The organism is Variovorax gossypii (genome assembly GCF_003965815.1).
GTDB classification, from domain to species: domain Bacteria; phylum Pseudomonadota; class Gammaproteobacteria; order Burkholderiales; family Burkholderiaceae_C; genus Variovorax; species Variovorax gossypii.
This window is the reverse complement of sequence record NZ_RXOE01000011.1, coordinates 40,086-56,394: the sequence shown is the minus strand read 5'-3', so window position 1 is coordinate 56,394 and position 16,309 is coordinate 40,086. Positions and strand designations below refer to the sequence as shown.

The window sequence follows — 16,309 nt, the reverse complement described above, 5'->3', positions numbered from 1 at the left end:
TCAACTCCTCAGGTGTTGCCACAGGTAGGCATAGCCCAGCGCGTCCATGAAGGCGGATTCCTTGTTGTCCGTGGCCGCGCTGTGGCCGCCTTCCAGGTTCTCGTAGAAGCTGCTGTCGTGGCCCAGCGCCGTCATCTTCGCGTGCATCTTGCGCGCATGCACCGGGCCCACGCGGTCGTCGCGCGTGGAGGTGGTGAAGAGCGCGGGCGGATAGGCCCGGCCCGGCTTCGCGTTCTCGTAGGGCGAGAAGGCGCGGATGAACTCCCACTCCTCGGGCTGGTCGGGGTCGCCGTATTCCGCGATCCACGAGGCGCCGGCCGACAGGTGCGTGTAGCGCCGCATGTCGAGCAGCGCCACCTCGCTCACGATGGCGCCGTAGAGCTGCGGATAGAGCGTGAGCATGTTGCCCATCAGCAGGCCGCCGTTGCTGCCGCCCATGGCGCCCAGGTGCGCGGGCGAGGTGACTCCGCGCGCGATCAGGTCTTCGGAGACGGCCGCGAAGTCCTCGCAGGTGCGCAGCCGGTTCTCCTGCAGCGCGGCCTGGTGCCAGCGCGGGCCGTATTCGCCGCCGCCGCGGATGTTGGCGACAACGTACACGCCGCCCTGGTCCAGCCAGGCGCGGCCGATGCTGCCGCTGTAGCTGGGCTGCAGGGGGATCTCGAAGCCGCCGTAGGCGTACTGCAGCGTGGGGTTGCTTGCGTCGGCCTTCAGGTCCTTCGGGGCGATCTCGAAGTAGGGCACGCGCGTGCCGTCCTTCGAGGTCGCGAAATGCTGGCTCACGCGATGGCGCGAGGCATCGAAGAAGGCGGGGCTGTCCTTCAGCACCTGGGGCTCGCTCTTTTCAGCCGTGCCGATGGTGCCGATGTAGAGCGTGGTCGGCTGCAGGAAGCCGCTCACGGTGAGGAAGTAGTCGTCGTTCTCGTCCTCGTCGATGCCGCCCGCCGCGATGGTCGAGAGCTCGGGCGCACCGCCCAGGCTCTCGCGCTTCCACGGCCCCGTTCCACCGGCGGGAGGCGTGAGCACCTCGAGGCGGTTCACCACGTCGTGCATCACGTTGACGATCAGGTGGTTGCGCGTCCACGAATGGCTGTCGAGCGCGGTGGTGTCGTCGGGCTCGAACAGCACCGTGAGCTCGCGGCGGCCGGCCATGTAGTCGTCGAACTTCACGGCCAGCAGCGAGCCCGACCTGTAGGTGGCACCGGCCACGGTCCAGTCGGTGCGCGGCTCGATCAGCATCCACTCGCGCGTGATCTCGGCCAGCGAGTCGTCGGGCACGTCGATCTTGGCGAACGTGCCGTCGGCCTTGCGCAGCCAGGTCTCGCTCTCGTAGAAGTCGATCTGCCGCGAGACGAAGTCGCGCTCGAAGCCGGGCGTGTTGTCCCGGTAGGCGCTGACGGACATGTCCTCGTGCAGGCCTTCGTACACGGTCACCGCGCTCTCGAGCGGCGTACCGCGCCGCCACTGCTTCACGATGCGCGGGTAGCTGGAGCTGGTCATGGAGCCGGGGCCGAAGTCGGTTGCCACGTAGAGGTTGTCGATGTCCTTCCAGCCCACGTGATTCTTGGCCTCGGGCAGCGAGAAGCCGCCCGGCACGAACTGCTTCGTCTCGAGGTCGAACTCGCGCACCACGTCGGCGTCGGCGCCGCCGCGCGACAGCGAGATCAGGCAGCGCCGGTACTCGGGCTCCAGGCAGTCGGCGCCGTGCCAGACCCAGTTCTCGCCGTCGGCCGCGGCCAGCGCGTCGAGGTCGAGCACGCTCTCCCATTCGGGGCGCGGCTTGCGGTACTCGTCGAGCGTGGTGCGGCGCCACAGGCCCTTCGGATGGTCCTTGTCGCGCCAGAAGTTGTAGAAGAAGCGCGGGCCGATCTTGCGCACCATCGGGATGCGATCGTCGGAGTCGAGCACCTCGAGGATGCCCTGCTGGAGCGCCTCGAACGCAGGCGACTGCGCGTAGGCCTGCACGGTGATGGCATTCTGGGCGCGTGCCCAGTCGAGCTGCCTTTCGCCGTCGATGTCTTCGAGCCAGAGGTTGTCGTCCTGGGAGGGCTGCGGGGGGAGGCTGGATGTCATGGCCGCAGTGTACGGAGCCCGCGTGAAAGACCGCGAACGGCACGGTTGTCGCCCCGGCCGGGCGACTGGCACTTTCCTGCTACTGCGGGCAAACCCCTGTCGCGCGAGTGCCTTCCCCCGGTGGAAACACTGAAGAACCAGAGGCCCGGGAACGCGATGCGCACGGTATCCTGCCGAACGGCGCATGCCCCACCAAGGAGAGACAACACATGAAACACCTGAGCGGTCTTGATGCCACCTTCCTGCACCTGGAAACGCCGGAAATGCCCATGCACGTGGGCTCGCTGAACGTGCTGGATCTGCCCAAGGGCTACAAGGGCGAGTTCTACGAGGACGCCAAGAACTTCATGGCCAGCCGCATCCACCTGGCCGACGTGTTCACGCGCAAGCTCGCGCTGATGCCCTTCGACATGACCAACCCGGTGTGGGTCGAGGACAACGACATCGACCTCGACTACCACGTGCGCCACATCACGCTGCCCAAGCCCGGAACCAACCGGCAGTTGCAACAGTACGTGGCGCGGCTGCATTCGTCGCTGATAGACCGCAGCCGCCCGATGTGGGAGTTCTACATCATCGACGGCCTCAAGAGCGGGCAGGTGGCGCTCTACACCAAGGTGCACCATGCGGGCATCGACGGGCAGGCCGGCGTGGAAGTGGGCAAGGCCATCTTCGACCTCGAGCCCACCGGCCGCGTGGTGAAGCCGCCGCGCGGCCGACCGCGCGGCAACAACTACCAGCTGGGCATGGCCGAGCTCGCCACCGCGGCGCTGCGCAACACCGCGCAGCAGTACGTGAAGCTCTTCAAGATGGCGCCTGCCATCGCGCGCGCCATCAGCGGCCTCGCCAAGCCCGACGAGAAGGCGGCCGAGAAGGACACCGCCGCCGCGCCGAAGAAGTTCAACCTCTTCGCGCCGCGCACCTCGCTGAACGTGTCGATCACCAACCAGCGCACCTTCGCGGGCCGCACCATCTCGCTGGCCGAGACCAAGTACATCGCCAAGCACTTCGGCGTGTCGCTCAACGACGTGGTGCTGGCCACCGTCTCCGGCGCGTTGCGCCACTACCTTGCCGACAACAACGAGCTGCCGGCCAAGCCGCTGGTGGCGGGCGTGCCGGTGAGCCTGCGCGAGGCGGGCGACGACACGGCGAACAACCAGGCCAGCATGATCCTCGTGAGCCTGGCCAGCGATATCACCGACCCGGTGCAGCGGCTGAAGGCGATCAATGCCTCCTCGAACAGTTCGAAGTCGACCATGAACCGCTTCAAGGCGGTGGTCCTGGACGACTTCCCGACCTTCGCCGCGCCCTGGCTGGTGTCGGGCATCGCCTCGATGGTGGGGCGCTCGGGCATCGTCAACCTGCTGCCGCCCGCGGCCAACGTGGCGGTCTCCAACGTGGCGGGCGCCCCCTTCCCGATGTACTTCGCGGGCGCGCTGGTCACCTGCTACTACCCGGTGTCCATCGCCAGCCACGGCACGGCGCTCAACGTGACGGTGCAGAGCTACAACGGCCGCATGGACTACGGCCTGATCGCCTGCCGCCGTGCCGTGCCCGACATCACCGAGATCGGCGACTACATGCTGGCCGAGCACAAGCTGCTGATGGAGCTCACGCAGAAGCACCCGGCCGCCGCCGGCGCGGCGCCAGCGCCCATGCCGCCGAAGTCGGCCGTGCAGGAGCCCTCCGACGAAGCCGAGAGCGCGCCCGCCGCTGCCGCTGGCAGGAAGAAGCCGGCCGCGCGCAAGAAGGCGGCGGTGAAGGTCGCGGCGAAGAAGGCTCCAGTCAAGACGCCCGTCAAGGCTGCTGCCAAGCCCCCCGCCAGGAAGGCCGCGCCGCCCAAGCCGCCGGCCCGCAAGGCCGCCCCGGCGAAGCGCTCCAGCGCTCCCAGGGCCGCCGCGGCATGATCGGCAGGCCGGGCCGGCCGAAGAAAATTGGGGCAGTTGGACTAGTTTTCCGACCGTTCTAGTTTTCCAGGCCTAGGCCCCGCGGAAGAAGATAGGCCCATCGCGACTGATTCATCTCTCGTTTCCTTCGCGAAGCCCATCAACTTCAAGGAAATCTTCAGCATGTCCACGCAAACCTCCATCGCTTCCGCAGCCGTTCACGTCGTCGGCCAGTACAACGACGCGGGCAAGACCCTGGTCGGCGCCTACCGCGCCGGCGTGCACCGCCTGCTGGGCGGCGCCGCTTCGCGCTACAGCGACTTCCTCGGCAGCCGCCAGATTCCGCTGGTGAGCGAGCAGGTCAAGGCCAACCTGATCGGTGCGCAGGAGAAGATCAACGGCTTCCTGGCCAACCGCGTCGATATCGACACCGGCCGCATCGTCTCGGTCATGGACCGCGTCGCCGCCGGCACCACCAGCGGCATCGAAGCCGTCGCCGGCCGCGTGGCCCGCGTCGAATCGCCGGTCGCCACCTCGGTGATCAACGCCCTCGGCGCGCTGAACCAGCCGCTGGCCACCGTCTCGGTGCAGATCGCCGACCGCGTCGTCGCCGGCACCAAGCAGATCGAATCCCGCGTGGTCGGCGCTGAAGAAGCCGTCAAGCCGGTTCGCACGGTGAAGGCCAAGGCCACCGCCGCCAAGAAGCCGGTTCGCCGCGCTGCTGCCCGCAAGGCGGCCTGACCCCCGGGGCGCCTTCTGGCGCCCTTTTCCCTTTTTCCGGCATCTGGAGCACTGCATGGCGACCCGTCCTGACGAAACTGCAAAGTTGAAGAAGAGGGCAGCGCCTGCGAAGAAGGCTTCGGCAGCCGCCAGGAAGACGGCGCCCCGCAAGGCGGCGCCAGCGGCGAGCAAGAAGTCCGCCGAGCCCGGCAAGGCCGAAGTCCTGCTGCGCGCCGGCCTCAAGGCGCTGGACAACGTGCGCAACGACGTCGCCAAGCGCCAGGCCAACGTGATCGAAGGCCTGCTCGGCATCGGGCACGGCAAGGTTCCCAGCCTCGGCCTCGACAGCTTCGGCATCCGCAAGTTCGAGGACGTGTTCGACCAGCGCGTCGCCACCGCACTGCAGCGCCTGGGCATCCCCGGCGCCGACGAAGTGCAGGCCCTGCGCGACGAGATCGCCCGACTGCGCGAGCGCGTGGCGCAACTCGAAGGCACCACCGGCACCGCCGCCTCCCGCGGCCGTCGCGCCCAGCGCTGAGCGACAACGCAGCGACAAGCCAAGCCGGTTGTGGCCAGTTCCAACACCACGCGCGATCGCATCCTGCAGGCCAGCCTCGCGCTGTTCAACGCGCAAGGCCTCGCGGCCGTGTCGACCCACAAGATCGCCGCCGAACTGGGCATCAGCCCGGGCAACCTGCACTACCACTTCAAGGCCAAGCAGCTCATCGTCGAGTGGCTGTTCAGGCGCTTCGAGCAGCGGCTGGAGGCCCTGAACGGCTCGTCGGCATCCATCGCGGCCATCGACGACCTCTGGCTCGCGCTGCACCTGCGCTTCGAGGCCATCGACGAGTACCGCTTCATCTACCGCGACATGGCCTTCCTGGCCAGCGAGTACCCCTCGCTGGGCCAGCGCGCCCAGGCCCTCACCGCGCAGAACCTGCTGGCCGCGCAGACGCTGTGCGAGGGCCTCGTGGCCTCGGGCGTCATCGAGACCAGCGCGGAGCAGGCCCGCATCCTGGCGCTGCAGATGGTCTTCACCACCACCTGCTGGCTCTCGTTCGAGCGGCTGGTGCCGGGGCGCGATGCCCTGGCCCAGGCCGACCCGGGCCTTGCGGCCTTCTACACGCTCACGCTCGTCTCGCCGTATGTTTCCGGCGAATCGAGGGCTTACCTTGATTACCTGAGGGCCAAATACCTCGGATAAATGCCGCTGTCGTCCCACGGGGCATTGAGTCCGCGGGCCTCATGTTCGTCCTGAAGCAGATAAAAACCACAAAGGAGCCATCCATCATGACCACAGCCACCTACGCCAAGGAACACGTCACGCCGCCCTCGCGCCTGCTGCTGCTGGCCGAAGCCCGCGCGCTCTGGGAAACCGGCGCCGGCCTCGCCATGTGGCCGCTGCTGCAGCTCACGCCGCGCGGCGACGGGCACCCGGTGCTGGTGCTGCCGGGCCTGGTGGCGGGCGACGGCTCCACGCTGCTGCTGCGCCGATACCTCTGCAGCCGCGGCTACGACGCCCACGGCTGGGGCCAGGGCCGCAACTTCGGCCCGCGCGAGGGCGTGGAGCAGGGCATGGTCGAGCTGCTGAAGACGCTGCACGACAACAGCGGCCAGAAGGTCAGCGTCATCGGCTGGAGCCTGGGCGGCGTCTACGCGCGGATGCTGGCTTCGTCCTACTCGCACATGATCCGCAACGTCATCACGCTGGGCAGCCCCTTCTCGGGCAGCCCGCGCGCCACCAACGCATGGCGCGTCTACGAGGGCGTGAGCGGCCAGAGCTCGCACGACCCGCGCCGCATGAAGTTCGTGCAGCCCACGCCGCCCGTGCCGACCACGTCCATCTTCAGCCGCACCGACGGCGTCGTCGCATGGCGCTGCAGCATCGAGAAGACCGGCCCGCAGTCGGAGAACATCGAAGTCATCGCCAGCCACCTGGGGCTGGGCGCGCACCCGGCGGTGCTCTATGCGGTGGCGGACCGGCTGGCGCAGCCGGAGGGCGAGTGGAAGCCGTTCAACCGCGGGGTGCTGGGGCCGCTGGTGTATCCGGATCCGGATCGGGACGCCTGAGCCGCAGAGGCTCTAACCAAGAACCAGAAAGCCGGCGGTTGCCGGCTTTCTGCTTTCGAGGACTCGCACCTGGCCGCGCGACCTACCCGCTTCATGGGATGGGCTTGAACAGCCATCGCTTTGCATGATCGGCCCCGACGGCCAGGCAGTGCGCCCGGCCCCCAACCGAGAGACGACATGGCCAATCTCAGCCAGGATCAACGCCTGCGGCTTGCCAGCTACATCAACCTCATGGACGCTCGCCCCGTTGCGGCCCCGCTCGGCACGCCCAGGCAGCGCTCCGGCTTTCCCGTGCCGGGAACCGGCGCCGGCAACGTCTACGACAACGCGTGCTGGAACTGGGCGCTGACAGGGGGCACCGGCCGCATCCGGGACCCGGGCAGTGCGGTGTCGGTGTGGGAGGACATCATTGCGATGAACATCCTTGTCGAGCCGCCCGTCGTCGCGGGAATCAACAACGTCGATGCGAACTATCCGGGCTCCGGCGCCGACTTCACGCTGCTGCGCAACAACTGGGTCGCAGCGGCGGGCGGCAACGTGGCGGCCCAGGACACCTTCAAGGAGGCGATGCTGCGCATCGCCGCACGCAAGAACGGCATGACCGTGTCCGTGCTGCCGATTGCCGCCTGCACCTACACGCTGCACATGAAGACGGCCCAGTGGTACAGCTGGCACCACATGGGCATCGGCATCAATCTTTCCTACCGCGGAGCCATGCGCCGCACGATCGTGCAGACCGTGCCCCAGACGCACGTGTGGCATGGCTGCAGCGTGATGTGGGATGAGGGGCAGCCCGATACCGTGATCGGAGTAAGTGAGTTGAAGCGCGCGCATGTGGATGTCCTCGACGAGGTGACCGTGACGTGCTGCATCTGCAACGCGGTCCCGCTGGGCCTGCTGAGGCCGACCAAGGGCTGGCACCGTTGTGGACATTGCTCCGCGGTCTATTGCCGCGTGCACAAGGCGGCGCTCAACATCGTGACAGCCAAGACGACGTTCAACCCGCACACGGTGCGCACCTGCAGCCGGCTGGGTTGTGTCGGACAGACGCGCCAGATCTGACGCCGGCAACCAGGAACTGCGGTGGCTATTTCGCTCCGAGCTTCTGCAGGGTCAGCTGGAAGTAGTGCCAGACGTTATCCTCCGGTCCGTTCCTCAACCGCTTTTCCACCTTGATCTGCGGCCACATTTCGATGCGGTTGGCGCCGACATGGAATGTCGGGACCTCCTGCCCCGCATACAGCCTGCTCTCGTAAGACCAAGTGCCTTCGCCATGCTTGCGCTTCAGAACCTCGGCGATGTACGCGCCGTAGGTCAGGGACATGAGCCGGATCTCGTAGTCCGAAGGCGACGCGAGCTTGCCCGAAGGCTCGTACTGCAGCTTCCGGAAGGCATCGTGGAGCTTTCCCAGTCGCTGCTCGACGAGCTCGATGCTTTCCGGCGAATAGTCCAGCGTGACCCCGTTCGCCGCGGTCACGCGCACGGCGCGCTCCGCCAGCACCGTCATGTCCTCGTCCATCGTGGTGGGCGAAGCCTCGGCCGCCTGCGTGGCAGCCGCAGGCTGCGCAACGGCCGCCGCGGGCAGCAGGAGCATTGCCGCGAGCAGGGGCAGGTATCTCATGGAAGTCCTCTCTTGCCAGTCGGCTGGTGTACTCGTGACATCCGGTCGCATTGTTGACGGCCGCGTCGCGGCGGGCCAGTGCAGAAAGTCATGCGGCCCCCGGGGGGTAGGCGGAACGGCGTATCTCCAGCCAGGCAAATCCACCTTCAGGCCATGACTTCTGTCACTTGCGGCGCGCCCGGCCCGCCCAAAACAATGGCGGCACCATGCACAGCCTGCCGCCTGTCCACCCCTGCATCAAGCATGTCGACTTCCTGGAGTCGATGCGGCCGGTGCTCGACCAGATCGAGGCGCGCGGCGGCGATCGGGAGGCGCATGCGCCGGTGGCCTATCCCTTCGCCGCAGACTCCGACCTGCTGGTGACTTTCGCGGTCGACACGCCCGCGCAGTTCATCACGCTGACGCCGCAAGGCATGGCGGAAACGAGGCTCGACGCGCAGTCGCTGTACGAACTGGCGATCGACAACATGCTGCGGCTCGTCGCGTCCAATGTCGTCACGCGGGATCTCGGCATGTACAGGGCCCTCGTGGCGGGGGATGGCTTCGAGGCCTGCATGCTGCTGCTGCCGGACCTTTGGGAGCTGCTTGCGCTGGGATTCGAGGGCGAGCTGCTCGCGGTGGTGCCGAGCCGCGACGTCGTCTACTTCATGGACAGCGGGGCCAGCTTCGAGAAGCGCGGCGAGACCGTCTCGGCCGCCGAAGTGTTGGGCCGTATGTGCCGTGCCGCCGCGGGTGTCAGGGTCGGGGCGGGGCCGCACGGCCTCTCCGACAAAGTGATGGCGCTGACGCCCGACGGCTGGTGCGTGCGCGGCACCTTGAAGGACTACTGCGAGCCGGCGCTCGAAGCCTGAGCGCCGCCAGGCCCTCGGGCCTTCCTCAGTTCCCCGCCCACACGTCCAGCACGTAGCGCTGGTCGGCGATCATCCTGTCCATCCACGCGGTGCTGTCGTGCCCGTGCTCGCGCGCGAGGTCGCTAAGCGTGCGCCGCACGTCGGGCTCCATGCGCGAGCCGTCGCCGCACACGTAGACCACCGCGCCCGCTTCCAGCAGCTTCCACACGTGGGCGGCCTGCTCGCGGATCAGGTCCTGCACGTAGACCTTGCGCTCGCCCGCGCGCGAGAACGCGGTGTGCAGCTTCATCAGGCCGCGATGCGCCCATGCCTCGAGTTCGTCCGCGTAGATGAAGTCCTGCTCCGGATGGCGGCAGCCGAAGAAGAGCAGCGCCTCGCCGAGCGCGGTGCCCGCCTCGACCTGCGCCGCGCGCTCCTGCAGGAAGCCGCGGAAGGGCGCGAGCCCGGTGCCGGGGCCGACCATGATGAGCGGCCGGCTCGCGTCCTCCGGCAGCCTGAAGCCCTCGGCTGTGGTCTCGCGCACCACGCCGTGCACCGTGTCGCCGGCTTCCGCGCGCGCCAGGAAGTTGGAGCACACGCCCTCGAAGGTGCCGATGCCCGACTTGGCCGGTCCGTTCACCACGCCCACCGTCACGCTGCAGCGGCCCGGCGTCATCGTGGGCGACGAGGAGATCGAGTAGTAGCGCGGCGAGAGCGGCGAGAGCATCTCGAGGAATACGGCGAAGGGCACCTGGCAGGCCGGGAACTCGTCCAGCAGGTCGAGCACCGACTTGCGCTTGTGCAGCACCTCGGCCTTGTACTTCGCCTGCGAGGCTTCGTCGCTGCCCGACAGCGCCACGAGCTTGGGCTTGCTGAACGGGCACTCGGTATATGCCGCGAGCGTCGCGATCTGCTTGCGCGTCGCCACGTCCTGCAGTTCGACATAGTCGCCCAGCAGGCGGTCGACTGCCACCACCTGTTCCACCGGAAGCGCTGCCTTGCGGCCAGCCGCGGCGTGCAGCCGCACATGGGCGGTGCGGTCGAAGCCGAAGCGCTTCATCGCGCGCTCGACCTGCGCGGGGCCGTTGCGCGGCACCACGCTCAGGTGGTCGCCGGCGCGGTAGACCAGGCCCTCGGGCAGCATCAGCTCGACGTGGCGGGTCGAGCGGCCGGCTTCGCCGTCGCTGCCGCCGCTTTGCAGCTCGCGGTTCTCGATCACGCGCAGCGCCACCGCGCCCAGCGCGTCGACGATCGCGTTCTTCTGCGGCGGCGGCAGTTCTTCCAGCGTGTAGAGCGGCTCGCTCTGCGCGGGCGTGTCGGCGCCGGTCTTGATGTCGAAGGCCTTTGCCAGCTCGGGCCAGAGCGCGTCGCTCCAGTCCTGGAAGGCGCCGTCCATGTCCTCGCGCGCATCGCCCTCGCCGCGCGAGTGAACGCGCGCGGCGCCCAGCGCTTCCAGCCGCTCGTCGATGCGGCGCGGCACGGCCTGGTAGGTGGAGGCCCAGTCGGTGTTGCCGCAGCCGAAGACGCTGAAGCGCACGCCGTTGAGCGAGTCGTCGGCCTTGTCGAGCCAGCGGTGGAACTCGGCTGCGTTGTCGGGTGCCGCGCCGTTGTACGAAGCGCAGACGATGGCGACCGCGCCGCTGGCCGGCAGCCGCTCGGCATAGTCGTCGAGCGAGGCCAGCTGCGTGGAGAAGCCGCGCATCTCGCCGGCCTCTGCCAGCTGGCGTGCGAGGTCCTCGGCCGTGCCGAGGTTCGAGCCCTGCAGCACCAGCAGCGAGGTGCCATGGCGCGCCGCCTGCGGTTTGCGCGCGGCAGCCTGTACGGGCTGCACCGGGGCGGCGGCCGCGTCGGTCATGTTGCCGCGCGGGCGCGTGGCCGGGTCGCGCAGCAGCGCCTTGATCCTGAAGTTCTCGGGCTTGATCGTCAGCGCTTCCTTGATCTTCAGCTTGTAGCCCGTGTGGTCCACCAGGTTGAAGCGCTGCAGGATCATGCCCAGCGTGAGCACCGCTTCCTGCAGCGCGAACTGGCGCCCGATGCAGGCGCGCTGCCCGTTGCCGAAGGGCTTGAAGGCGTTCACCGGCCGCTCGCGCTCGGCCTCGCGGCTGAAGTGGTCGGGGTTGAACTGGTCGGCGTCCTCGCCCCAGATGCCCTTGTCGCGATGCAGCGCCAGCGCGTGCATGATGACCATGTTGTTCTTCTTGATCGTGTACTGGCCGCCGATCTTCGTTTCTTCCTTGGCGCGCATCGAGATCGCGGGCGCGGTCGGGTACAGGCGCAGCGACTCCTTCAGCACCTGCATCACGTACTGCAGGCGGTTGACCTGCGCGTAGGTGGGCTTCTGCGTGGTGTCGGGGCCGAACACGTTGTCGACCTCGGCCTGCGCCTTGGCCATGGCGTCGGGGTTGTTCAGCAGGAAGTAGATGGCGAAGGAAAGCAGGCCGCTGGTGGTTTCGTGTCCCGCGATGAGGAATTCGATGCACTCGTCGCGGATCATCTTGTCGGTGAGCTTCTCGCCGCTCTTCTTGTCCACGCCCGCGATCATGTAGCTCAGCAGGTCGGGCTTGGTGGCGATGTCGGCTCCGCTCGCGCGCCGCTCCTCGATGATGTCCTCCACCATCTTGTGCATGTAGCGGATGTCCTTGCGCTGCTGCGCGAGTTCCTTCTTCAGCATCAGCTCTTCGAGCGGCAGGCCGCGGCGGTTCTGCACAGTCTCCAGCGTGCGCACCATCGCATCGACGAAGGGATGGAAGCCCTCGCGGTAGAACGAGTTGAAGCGGTAGCCGAAGCCGCAGAGGCCGATGGTGTCGAGCGTGAGCGCGGTCATGTCGCGCACCACGTCCACCTCTTCGTCGAAGTTCAGGCGTTCCCACTTGGTGACCAGTTGCCCGGCGATGTCCAGCATCATCGGGTGGTAGGCCTGCATCGCGCGCTGGCTGAAGTTGGCCAGCAGGATGTTGTGCGGCTTCGACCAGGTTTCCTCGTGCGTGTCGGAGGTGAAGAGGCCGTGCGACGCGGCGCGCAGCCGGCGCAGCGCGCCGCGCGTGCTCTTGTCGAAGCGCTCTTCCTCGCAGAGCTCGTCGACCAGCGCGGGCGATGACACCACGATCACCGGCATGCCCGGCATGTCCAGCCAGTAGATGCCGCCGAGGTCCTGCGCGATCTTCCACATGTCGAGCACGGGAGAGTCGGACCCGATCGACAGCAGGTTGCCGACGAAGGGTTTCTTCGCCGGGTGAGGGATCGGATGGAGCGAGTTTTTGCCTGCCATGGTCTTGTTGTGCCTTTGGAATGGACCCGCCTCTGATATCCGGGCTTCGCAAGCCGGAGTATCCCGACGGCACAGGCGGCAGGCAGGACGGGGTTTCCCTTACAAGACCCCGCCCTCTTCAGCAGTCGTGAAGGAATCGCTCAGGGCCGGACCATCTTGCACTCCGTGCCCTGTGCCAGTTCGTTTCCGGTATAGACCGCGTCGGTGCGAAAACCATAGTTCGTGCCTTCCCAGCCCGTCTTCACCGTCTTGCCGTCCACCGGCGCGATGGTGTTGACCACCTGCGGCAGCAGCAGCTGGTGGTCTTCGCCGCGCATGCGCACCGGGCCCACCACGGAGTCGAAAGTCAGGTCCTCGAGTGCGCGCGCGACCTTCACCGTGTCGGTGGAGCCGGCCTTGTCGATGGCGGCGGCCAGCAGGCGCGGCGTCATGTCGATGCGCGGCGCGAGGAAGTCCTTGCCCGTCTTGGCCTTGTAGGCCTTGGCAAGCGCGTCGACCTTCGGCGTGTCGGCCTCGCCCGGGTGCCATTCGGCCACCCAGGTCAGCTGGCCCAGCTTCGCCTGCGACACGGCAGTGACCGTGCCCGGCACCGAGCCCGCGCTGTGGTTGAAGTAGCGCAGGTTGTAGCCTGCGTCACCGGCCGCCTTCAGCAGCAGCGTCATGTCCTGGCCCCAGTTGCCGGTGATGACCGAGTCGGCGCCGCTTTGCTTCACGTTGGCGATGTAGGGCGCGAAGTCCTTCACGCGGCCGATGGGGTGCAGCGTCTCGCCGACGAACTGGATGTCGGGCCGCGCCAGGCCCACCAGCTGGCGGCCGTAGCTGGCCCACTGCTTGCCGTGCGCGTAGTCCTGGTTCAGCAGGTAGACCTTCTTCACGTCCGGCGTCTTCTTGATGTAGTTGGCCAGCGCCTTCATCTTCATCGCCGTGTTGGCCTCGGTCTGGAAGTGCCAGAAGCTGCAGGCCTTGCCCGTCATCTCGGGGTCGATGGAGGAGTGGTTCAGCACGATCAGCTCCTTGCCCGGGTTGCGCTGGTTCCAGCGCGCCACCGACTGCACCAGCGCCGTGACCACCGAGGAGCCCGAGCCGCCGGTCACGATGGCCTTCGCGCCCTGGTCGATGGCCGCCTGCAGCGCGCTCTGGCTTTCCTGCGCCGAGAGCTTGCTGTCGAACTGAAGCAGCTGCAGCTTGGTGCCGCCGAGCACGCCGCCTTTCGCGTTGATGTCCTCGATGGCGTACTGCGTGTGCATCAGCATCAGCTCGCCCACGTTGGCGAAGGGGCCCGACAGCGGATCGATGTAGGCGATCTTGTAGGTCGCCTGCTGGGCGTGCGACGCGCCGGCGGTGGCCAGCAGGCAGGCAAGGGCGATCCGCGCCAGTGGCGCTTTCCTGAACTTCATGGTGATTTGTCTCCGGAGGTGTTGTCTTCAGTTCTTCGTGCGCAGCCCGATCACGCGGCTTGCCAGCTTCGTGAGTTCGGCCACGACTTCGTCGGGCGAGAGGCGCCCGCCCGGGCGGTACCAGCTGTAGAGGAAGCCCGGCAGGCTGCAGGCCGCGAGCGCGGTGATCTTGGTCTCGGTGAAGTCGAGGTCGCCGTCGGCGCGTGCTTCCTCGAGCAGCGGGCACAGCAGGTCGTAGAAGTGATGCGCGAGCTTCTTCTGCGCGGCGATGTACTCGGGGCGGTACACCTGCGGCTCGCGATAGGGGAAGAAGGCCACCGGGTGGTGCGAGATGGTCGCGCGGATCAGCCGCTCGATGCCCTCGAGCACCTTCTCGCTCGCGCGGCGCGGGTCGGCGGCGGCGAAGTCGAGCGCGGTGAAGCAGTCGACCGCGGGGCGCCACGACAGCGTTTCGAAGATCTCCTGCTTGTCGCGGAAGTAGTAGTACACGAAGGGCTTGGTCACGCCCAGCTCGCGCACGATCTGCGCCATGGTGGTGTTGGCATAGCCCTGCGCCGCGAAGAGCTGCGCCGCCGCCTGCAGGATGCGCTCGCGCTGCAGATCGGTGCCCTGCGTGGCCGCGCGCTGGCGGCCGGTGCCCTGCGGAAGGTGCGGCTGTGCCGTCGTGCTGCTCTCGCTCTGCTGCTGCTCTTGCGTTGCAGAGGGTTTGTGCCGTGTCGCGGAAGTTATACCCATGGGTAGGATTGTTCGTGCACCATGCGGCATTGGCAAGCGCCCGCCCGCCGCAGGCGGCTATCGATAACCCTGAGAAAGTGACGCCATGGAGACATTGCCCGAACGCCCGCAGCAGCCCCTGCACGAGTACCTGCGCACCCACGCGCGAGAGCGGGGCGGCAGCCCCGCCTGCATCTGGTACGGCCACTCGATGAGCTGGGCCGAGCTCGACCGCGCGAGCGACGCCTTCGCCGCGCGCCTGCAGGCGCTGGGCGTGAAGAAGGGCGAGCCGGTGGTGCTCTTCCTCAACAACTGCCCGCAGTACCTGGTGGCGCACTTCGGCATCCAGAAGATCGGCGCCATTGTCTGCCCGAGCGGGCCGCTCAACAAGGAGCACGAGCTGGCCTACCAGGTCAACGACCTGAAGGCGCGCGTGATCGTCGCCGCCGCGCCGCTGCTGCCGGTCGTGCGCAAGGTGCAGCCGGAGAGCGCGCTGGAACACGTCTTCGTGGTGCACTACGCCGACCTGCTGCCCGACCCGCCCTCGCTCGACCTGCCGGCCGAACTGGCGGCGGAGCGCAAGGCCGGCCGCGCCGCGGCCGAGGGCTGCGAAGACTTTCTCGCCGTGATGCGTGGCGATGCGAAGCCGCAGCCCGTGGCTATCGCCATGGACGACGTGGCGCTCATGACCTACACCTCGGGCACCACCGGCCTGCCCAAGGGCGCGATGCTGAGCTACGGCAACGCGCTCTTCAAGACGCGCGCGGCGGCCGACTGCAACGGCGTGGGGCCCGGGGACGTGTTGCTGTCCATCGCGCCGCTGTATCACATCGCCGGCATGCTGATGGGCGTCAACGTGCCCGTGCTCACCGGCGCGACCTCGGTGCTGATGCATCGCTTCGATCCGCGCGCGGTGCTGCAGGCCATCGACACCTACAGGGTGAGCTGGTGGTACAGCATCGCGCCGATGAACGTGGCCTGCATGCAGGTGCCGGACATCGCGGGCTTCGATCTGTCGAGCCTGAAGATGAACCCGGTAACCAGCTTCGGCATCACCTTCACCGAGCCGCTGGCGCTGCAGTGGCGCTCGCACGCGCCCAACTGCACCTCGTTCGAGGCGGCCTACGGCCTGAGCGAGACGCACACCTGCGACACCTACACGCCGCACCACGCGCCGCGCTGGGGCACGCAGGGCATCGCGGTGCCGGGAGTGACCATCCGCATCATCGACACCGATACGCAGGCCGACATGCCAACGGGCGAGGTCGGCGAGATCGTGCTCACCAGCCCCGGTTCGTTCAAGGGCTACTGGAACAAGCCGGAGGCCACGGCCGCCACGCTGCGCAACGGCTGGGTGCACACGGGCGACATGGGCAAGATCGATGCAGACGGGTACCTTACCTTCATCGGCCGCTTCAAGGAAATGATCAAGGTCTCGGGCTACAGCGTGTTCCCCGAGGAGGTCGAGACCATCCTCATCAAGCACCCGGCGGTGGCGCAGGCCGCGGTCATCGCGCAGCCTGACGCCGAGAAGGGCGAGGTCGTGAAGGCCTTCATCGTGCGCAAGCCGGGCGCCGCGCTCGAAGCCGATGCGCTCATCGCCTGGTCGCGCGACAACATGGCTAGCTACAAGGCGCCGCGCGCGGTGAGCTTCATCGACGCGTTGCCCACCACCGGCGCGGGCAAGGTGCTGCGCCGATTGCTCAAAGACAAAAGCTGAGAGGTTCCGTTTG

The 16,309-nt window shown here is 67.7% G+C and carries 13 protein-coding genes; 8 read left to right on the top strand and 5 right to left on the bottom strand.

What is annotated here, in order from left to right; genetic code table 11:
• Entirely contained in the window at positions 1 to 2,070 is a 2,070-nt protein-coding gene (locus tag EJP69_RS27720) for a prolyl oligopeptidase family serine peptidase (RefSeq protein ID WP_093206444.1), read from the bottom strand.
• A 209-nt stretch (positions 2,071 to 2,279) separates the two neighbouring features.
• Between EJP69_RS27720 and EJP69_RS27715 the strand changes: the two genes are divergently transcribed.
• The 6 genes from EJP69_RS27715 to EJP69_RS27690 all read left to right on the top strand — a co-directional run bounded on the left by EJP69_RS27715 (position 2,280) and on the right by EJP69_RS27690 (position 7,808).
• On the top strand, positions 2,280 to 3,977 hold the full coding sequence (locus EJP69_RS27715; protein ID WP_126473550.1) for a WS/DGAT/MGAT family O-acyltransferase: 1,698 nt from the start codon (positions 2,280 to 2,282) through the stop codon (positions 3,975 to 3,977).
• A 162-nt stretch (positions 3,978 to 4,139) separates the two neighbouring features.
• Positions 4,140 to 4,697 carry a hypothetical protein gene (locus tag EJP69_RS27710; RefSeq protein WP_126473548.1) on the top strand — a complete coding sequence of 186 codons (558 nt, stop codon included), beginning with the start codon at positions 4,140 to 4,142 and terminating at the stop codon, positions 4,695 to 4,697.
• 85 nt (positions 4,698 to 4,782) lie between these two features.
• Entirely contained in the window at positions 4,783 to 5,214 is a 432-nt protein-coding gene (locus EJP69_RS27705) for a phasin family protein (RefSeq protein ID WP_240652308.1), read from the top strand.
• Positions 5,215 to 5,244: 30 nt separating this feature from the next.
• Entirely contained in the window at positions 5,245 to 5,880 is a 636-nt protein-coding gene (locus EJP69_RS27700; protein WP_093206448.1) for a TetR/AcrR family transcriptional regulator, read from the top strand.
• 86 nt (positions 5,881 to 5,966) lie between these two features.
• The gene (locus EJP69_RS27695) at positions 5,967 to 6,746 is read left to right on the top strand and encodes an esterase/lipase family protein (protein ID WP_093206449.1); all 780 of its coding nucleotides are present in this window, start codon (positions 5,967 to 5,969) and stop codon (positions 6,744 to 6,746) included.
• 177 nt (positions 6,747 to 6,923) lie between these two features.
• Positions 6,924 to 7,808 (top strand): hypothetical protein, encoded by an 885-nt coding sequence (locus tag EJP69_RS27690; protein WP_093206450.1) that lies wholly within the window; start codon positions 6,924 to 6,926, stop codon positions 7,806 to 7,808.
• Between the two features lie 25 nt (positions 7,809 to 7,833).
• Here EJP69_RS27690 and EJP69_RS27685 read toward each other — a convergent pair whose 3' ends face one another.
• The gene (locus tag EJP69_RS27685; RefSeq protein WP_126473545.1) at positions 7,834 to 8,367 is read right to left on the bottom strand and encodes a hypothetical protein; all 534 of its coding nucleotides are present in this window, start codon (positions 8,365 to 8,367) and stop codon (positions 7,834 to 7,836) included.
• A gap of 206 nt (positions 8,368 to 8,573) precedes the next feature.
• Here EJP69_RS27685 and EJP69_RS27680 point away from each other — a divergent pair, with 206 nt between their 5' ends.
• Positions 8,574 to 9,218, top strand: a complete 645-nt coding sequence (locus EJP69_RS27680) for a DUF1444 domain-containing protein (RefSeq protein WP_126473543.1) — start codon at positions 8,574 to 8,576, stop codon at positions 9,216 to 9,218.
• A gap of 25 nt (positions 9,219 to 9,243) precedes the next feature.
• Here EJP69_RS27680 and EJP69_RS27675 read toward each other — a convergent pair whose 3' ends face one another.
• The 3 genes from EJP69_RS27675 to EJP69_RS27665 all read right to left on the bottom strand — a co-directional run bounded on the left by EJP69_RS27675 (position 9,244) and on the right by EJP69_RS27665 (position 14,597).
• The gene (locus EJP69_RS27675) at positions 9,244 to 12,465 is read right to left on the bottom strand and encodes a bifunctional cytochrome P450/NADPH--P450 reductase (protein ID WP_093206453.1); all 3,222 of its coding nucleotides are present in this window, start codon (positions 12,463 to 12,465) and stop codon (positions 9,244 to 9,246) included.
• Between the two features lie 140 nt (positions 12,466 to 12,605).
• A complete protein-coding gene (locus EJP69_RS27670) occupies positions 12,606 to 13,862 on the bottom strand; it encodes a branched-chain amino acid ABC transporter substrate-binding protein (RefSeq protein ID WP_093306972.1) in 1,257 nt (418 codons plus the stop codon).
• A gap of 27 nt (positions 13,863 to 13,889) precedes the next feature.
• Entirely contained in the window at positions 13,890 to 14,597 is a 708-nt protein-coding gene (locus EJP69_RS27665) for a TetR/AcrR family transcriptional regulator (RefSeq protein WP_093306973.1), read from the bottom strand.
• 85 nt (positions 14,598 to 14,682) lie between these two features.
• Between EJP69_RS27665 and EJP69_RS27660 the strand changes: the two genes are divergently transcribed.
• Positions 14,683 to 16,296 (top strand): AMP-binding protein, encoded by a 1,614-nt coding sequence (locus tag EJP69_RS27660; RefSeq protein ID WP_126473541.1) that lies wholly within the window; start codon positions 14,683 to 14,685, stop codon positions 16,294 to 16,296.
• Positions 16,297 to 16,309: the final 13 nt, after the last annotated feature.

Excerpts from the sequence above, each read along its gene's own strand:
- EJP69_RS27690 (WP_093206450.1), top strand. The coding sequence starts at position 6,924 with ATGGCCAATCTCAGCCAGGATCAACGCCTGCGGCTTGCCAGCTACATC.
- EJP69_RS27715 (WP_126473550.1), top strand. The coding sequence starts at position 2,280 with ATGAAACACCTGAGCGGTCTTGATGCCACCTTCCTGCACCTGGAAACG.
- EJP69_RS27665 (WP_093306973.1), bottom strand. The coding sequence starts at position 14,597 with ATGGGTATAACTTCCGCGACACGGCACAAACCCTCTGCAACGCAAGAG.
- EJP69_RS27695 (WP_093206449.1), top strand. The coding sequence starts at position 5,967 with ATGACCACAGCCACCTACGCCAAGGAACACGTCACGCCGCCCTCGCGC.
- EJP69_RS27720 (WP_093206444.1), bottom strand. The coding sequence starts at position 2,070 with ATGACATCCAGCCTCCCCCCGCAGCCCTCCCAGGACGACAACCTCTGG.
- EJP69_RS27685 (WP_126473545.1), bottom strand. The coding sequence starts at position 8,367 with ATGAGATACCTGCCCCTGCTCGCGGCAATGCTCCTGCTGCCCGCGGCG.
- EJP69_RS27680 (WP_126473543.1), top strand. The coding sequence starts at position 8,574 with ATGCACAGCCTGCCGCCTGTCCACCCCTGCATCAAGCATGTCGACTTC.
- EJP69_RS27710 (WP_126473548.1), top strand. The coding sequence starts at position 4,140 with ATGTCCACGCAAACCTCCATCGCTTCCGCAGCCGTTCACGTCGTCGGC.
- EJP69_RS27675 (WP_093206453.1), bottom strand. The coding sequence starts at position 12,465 with ATGGCAGGCAAAAACTCGCTCCATCCGATCCCTCACCCGGCGAAGAAA.
- EJP69_RS27660 (WP_126473541.1), top strand. The coding sequence starts at position 14,683 with ATGGAGACATTGCCCGAACGCCCGCAGCAGCCCCTGCACGAGTACCTG.
- EJP69_RS27670 (WP_093306972.1), bottom strand. The coding sequence starts at position 13,862 with ATGAAGTTCAGGAAAGCGCCACTGGCGCGGATCGCCCTTGCCTGCCTG.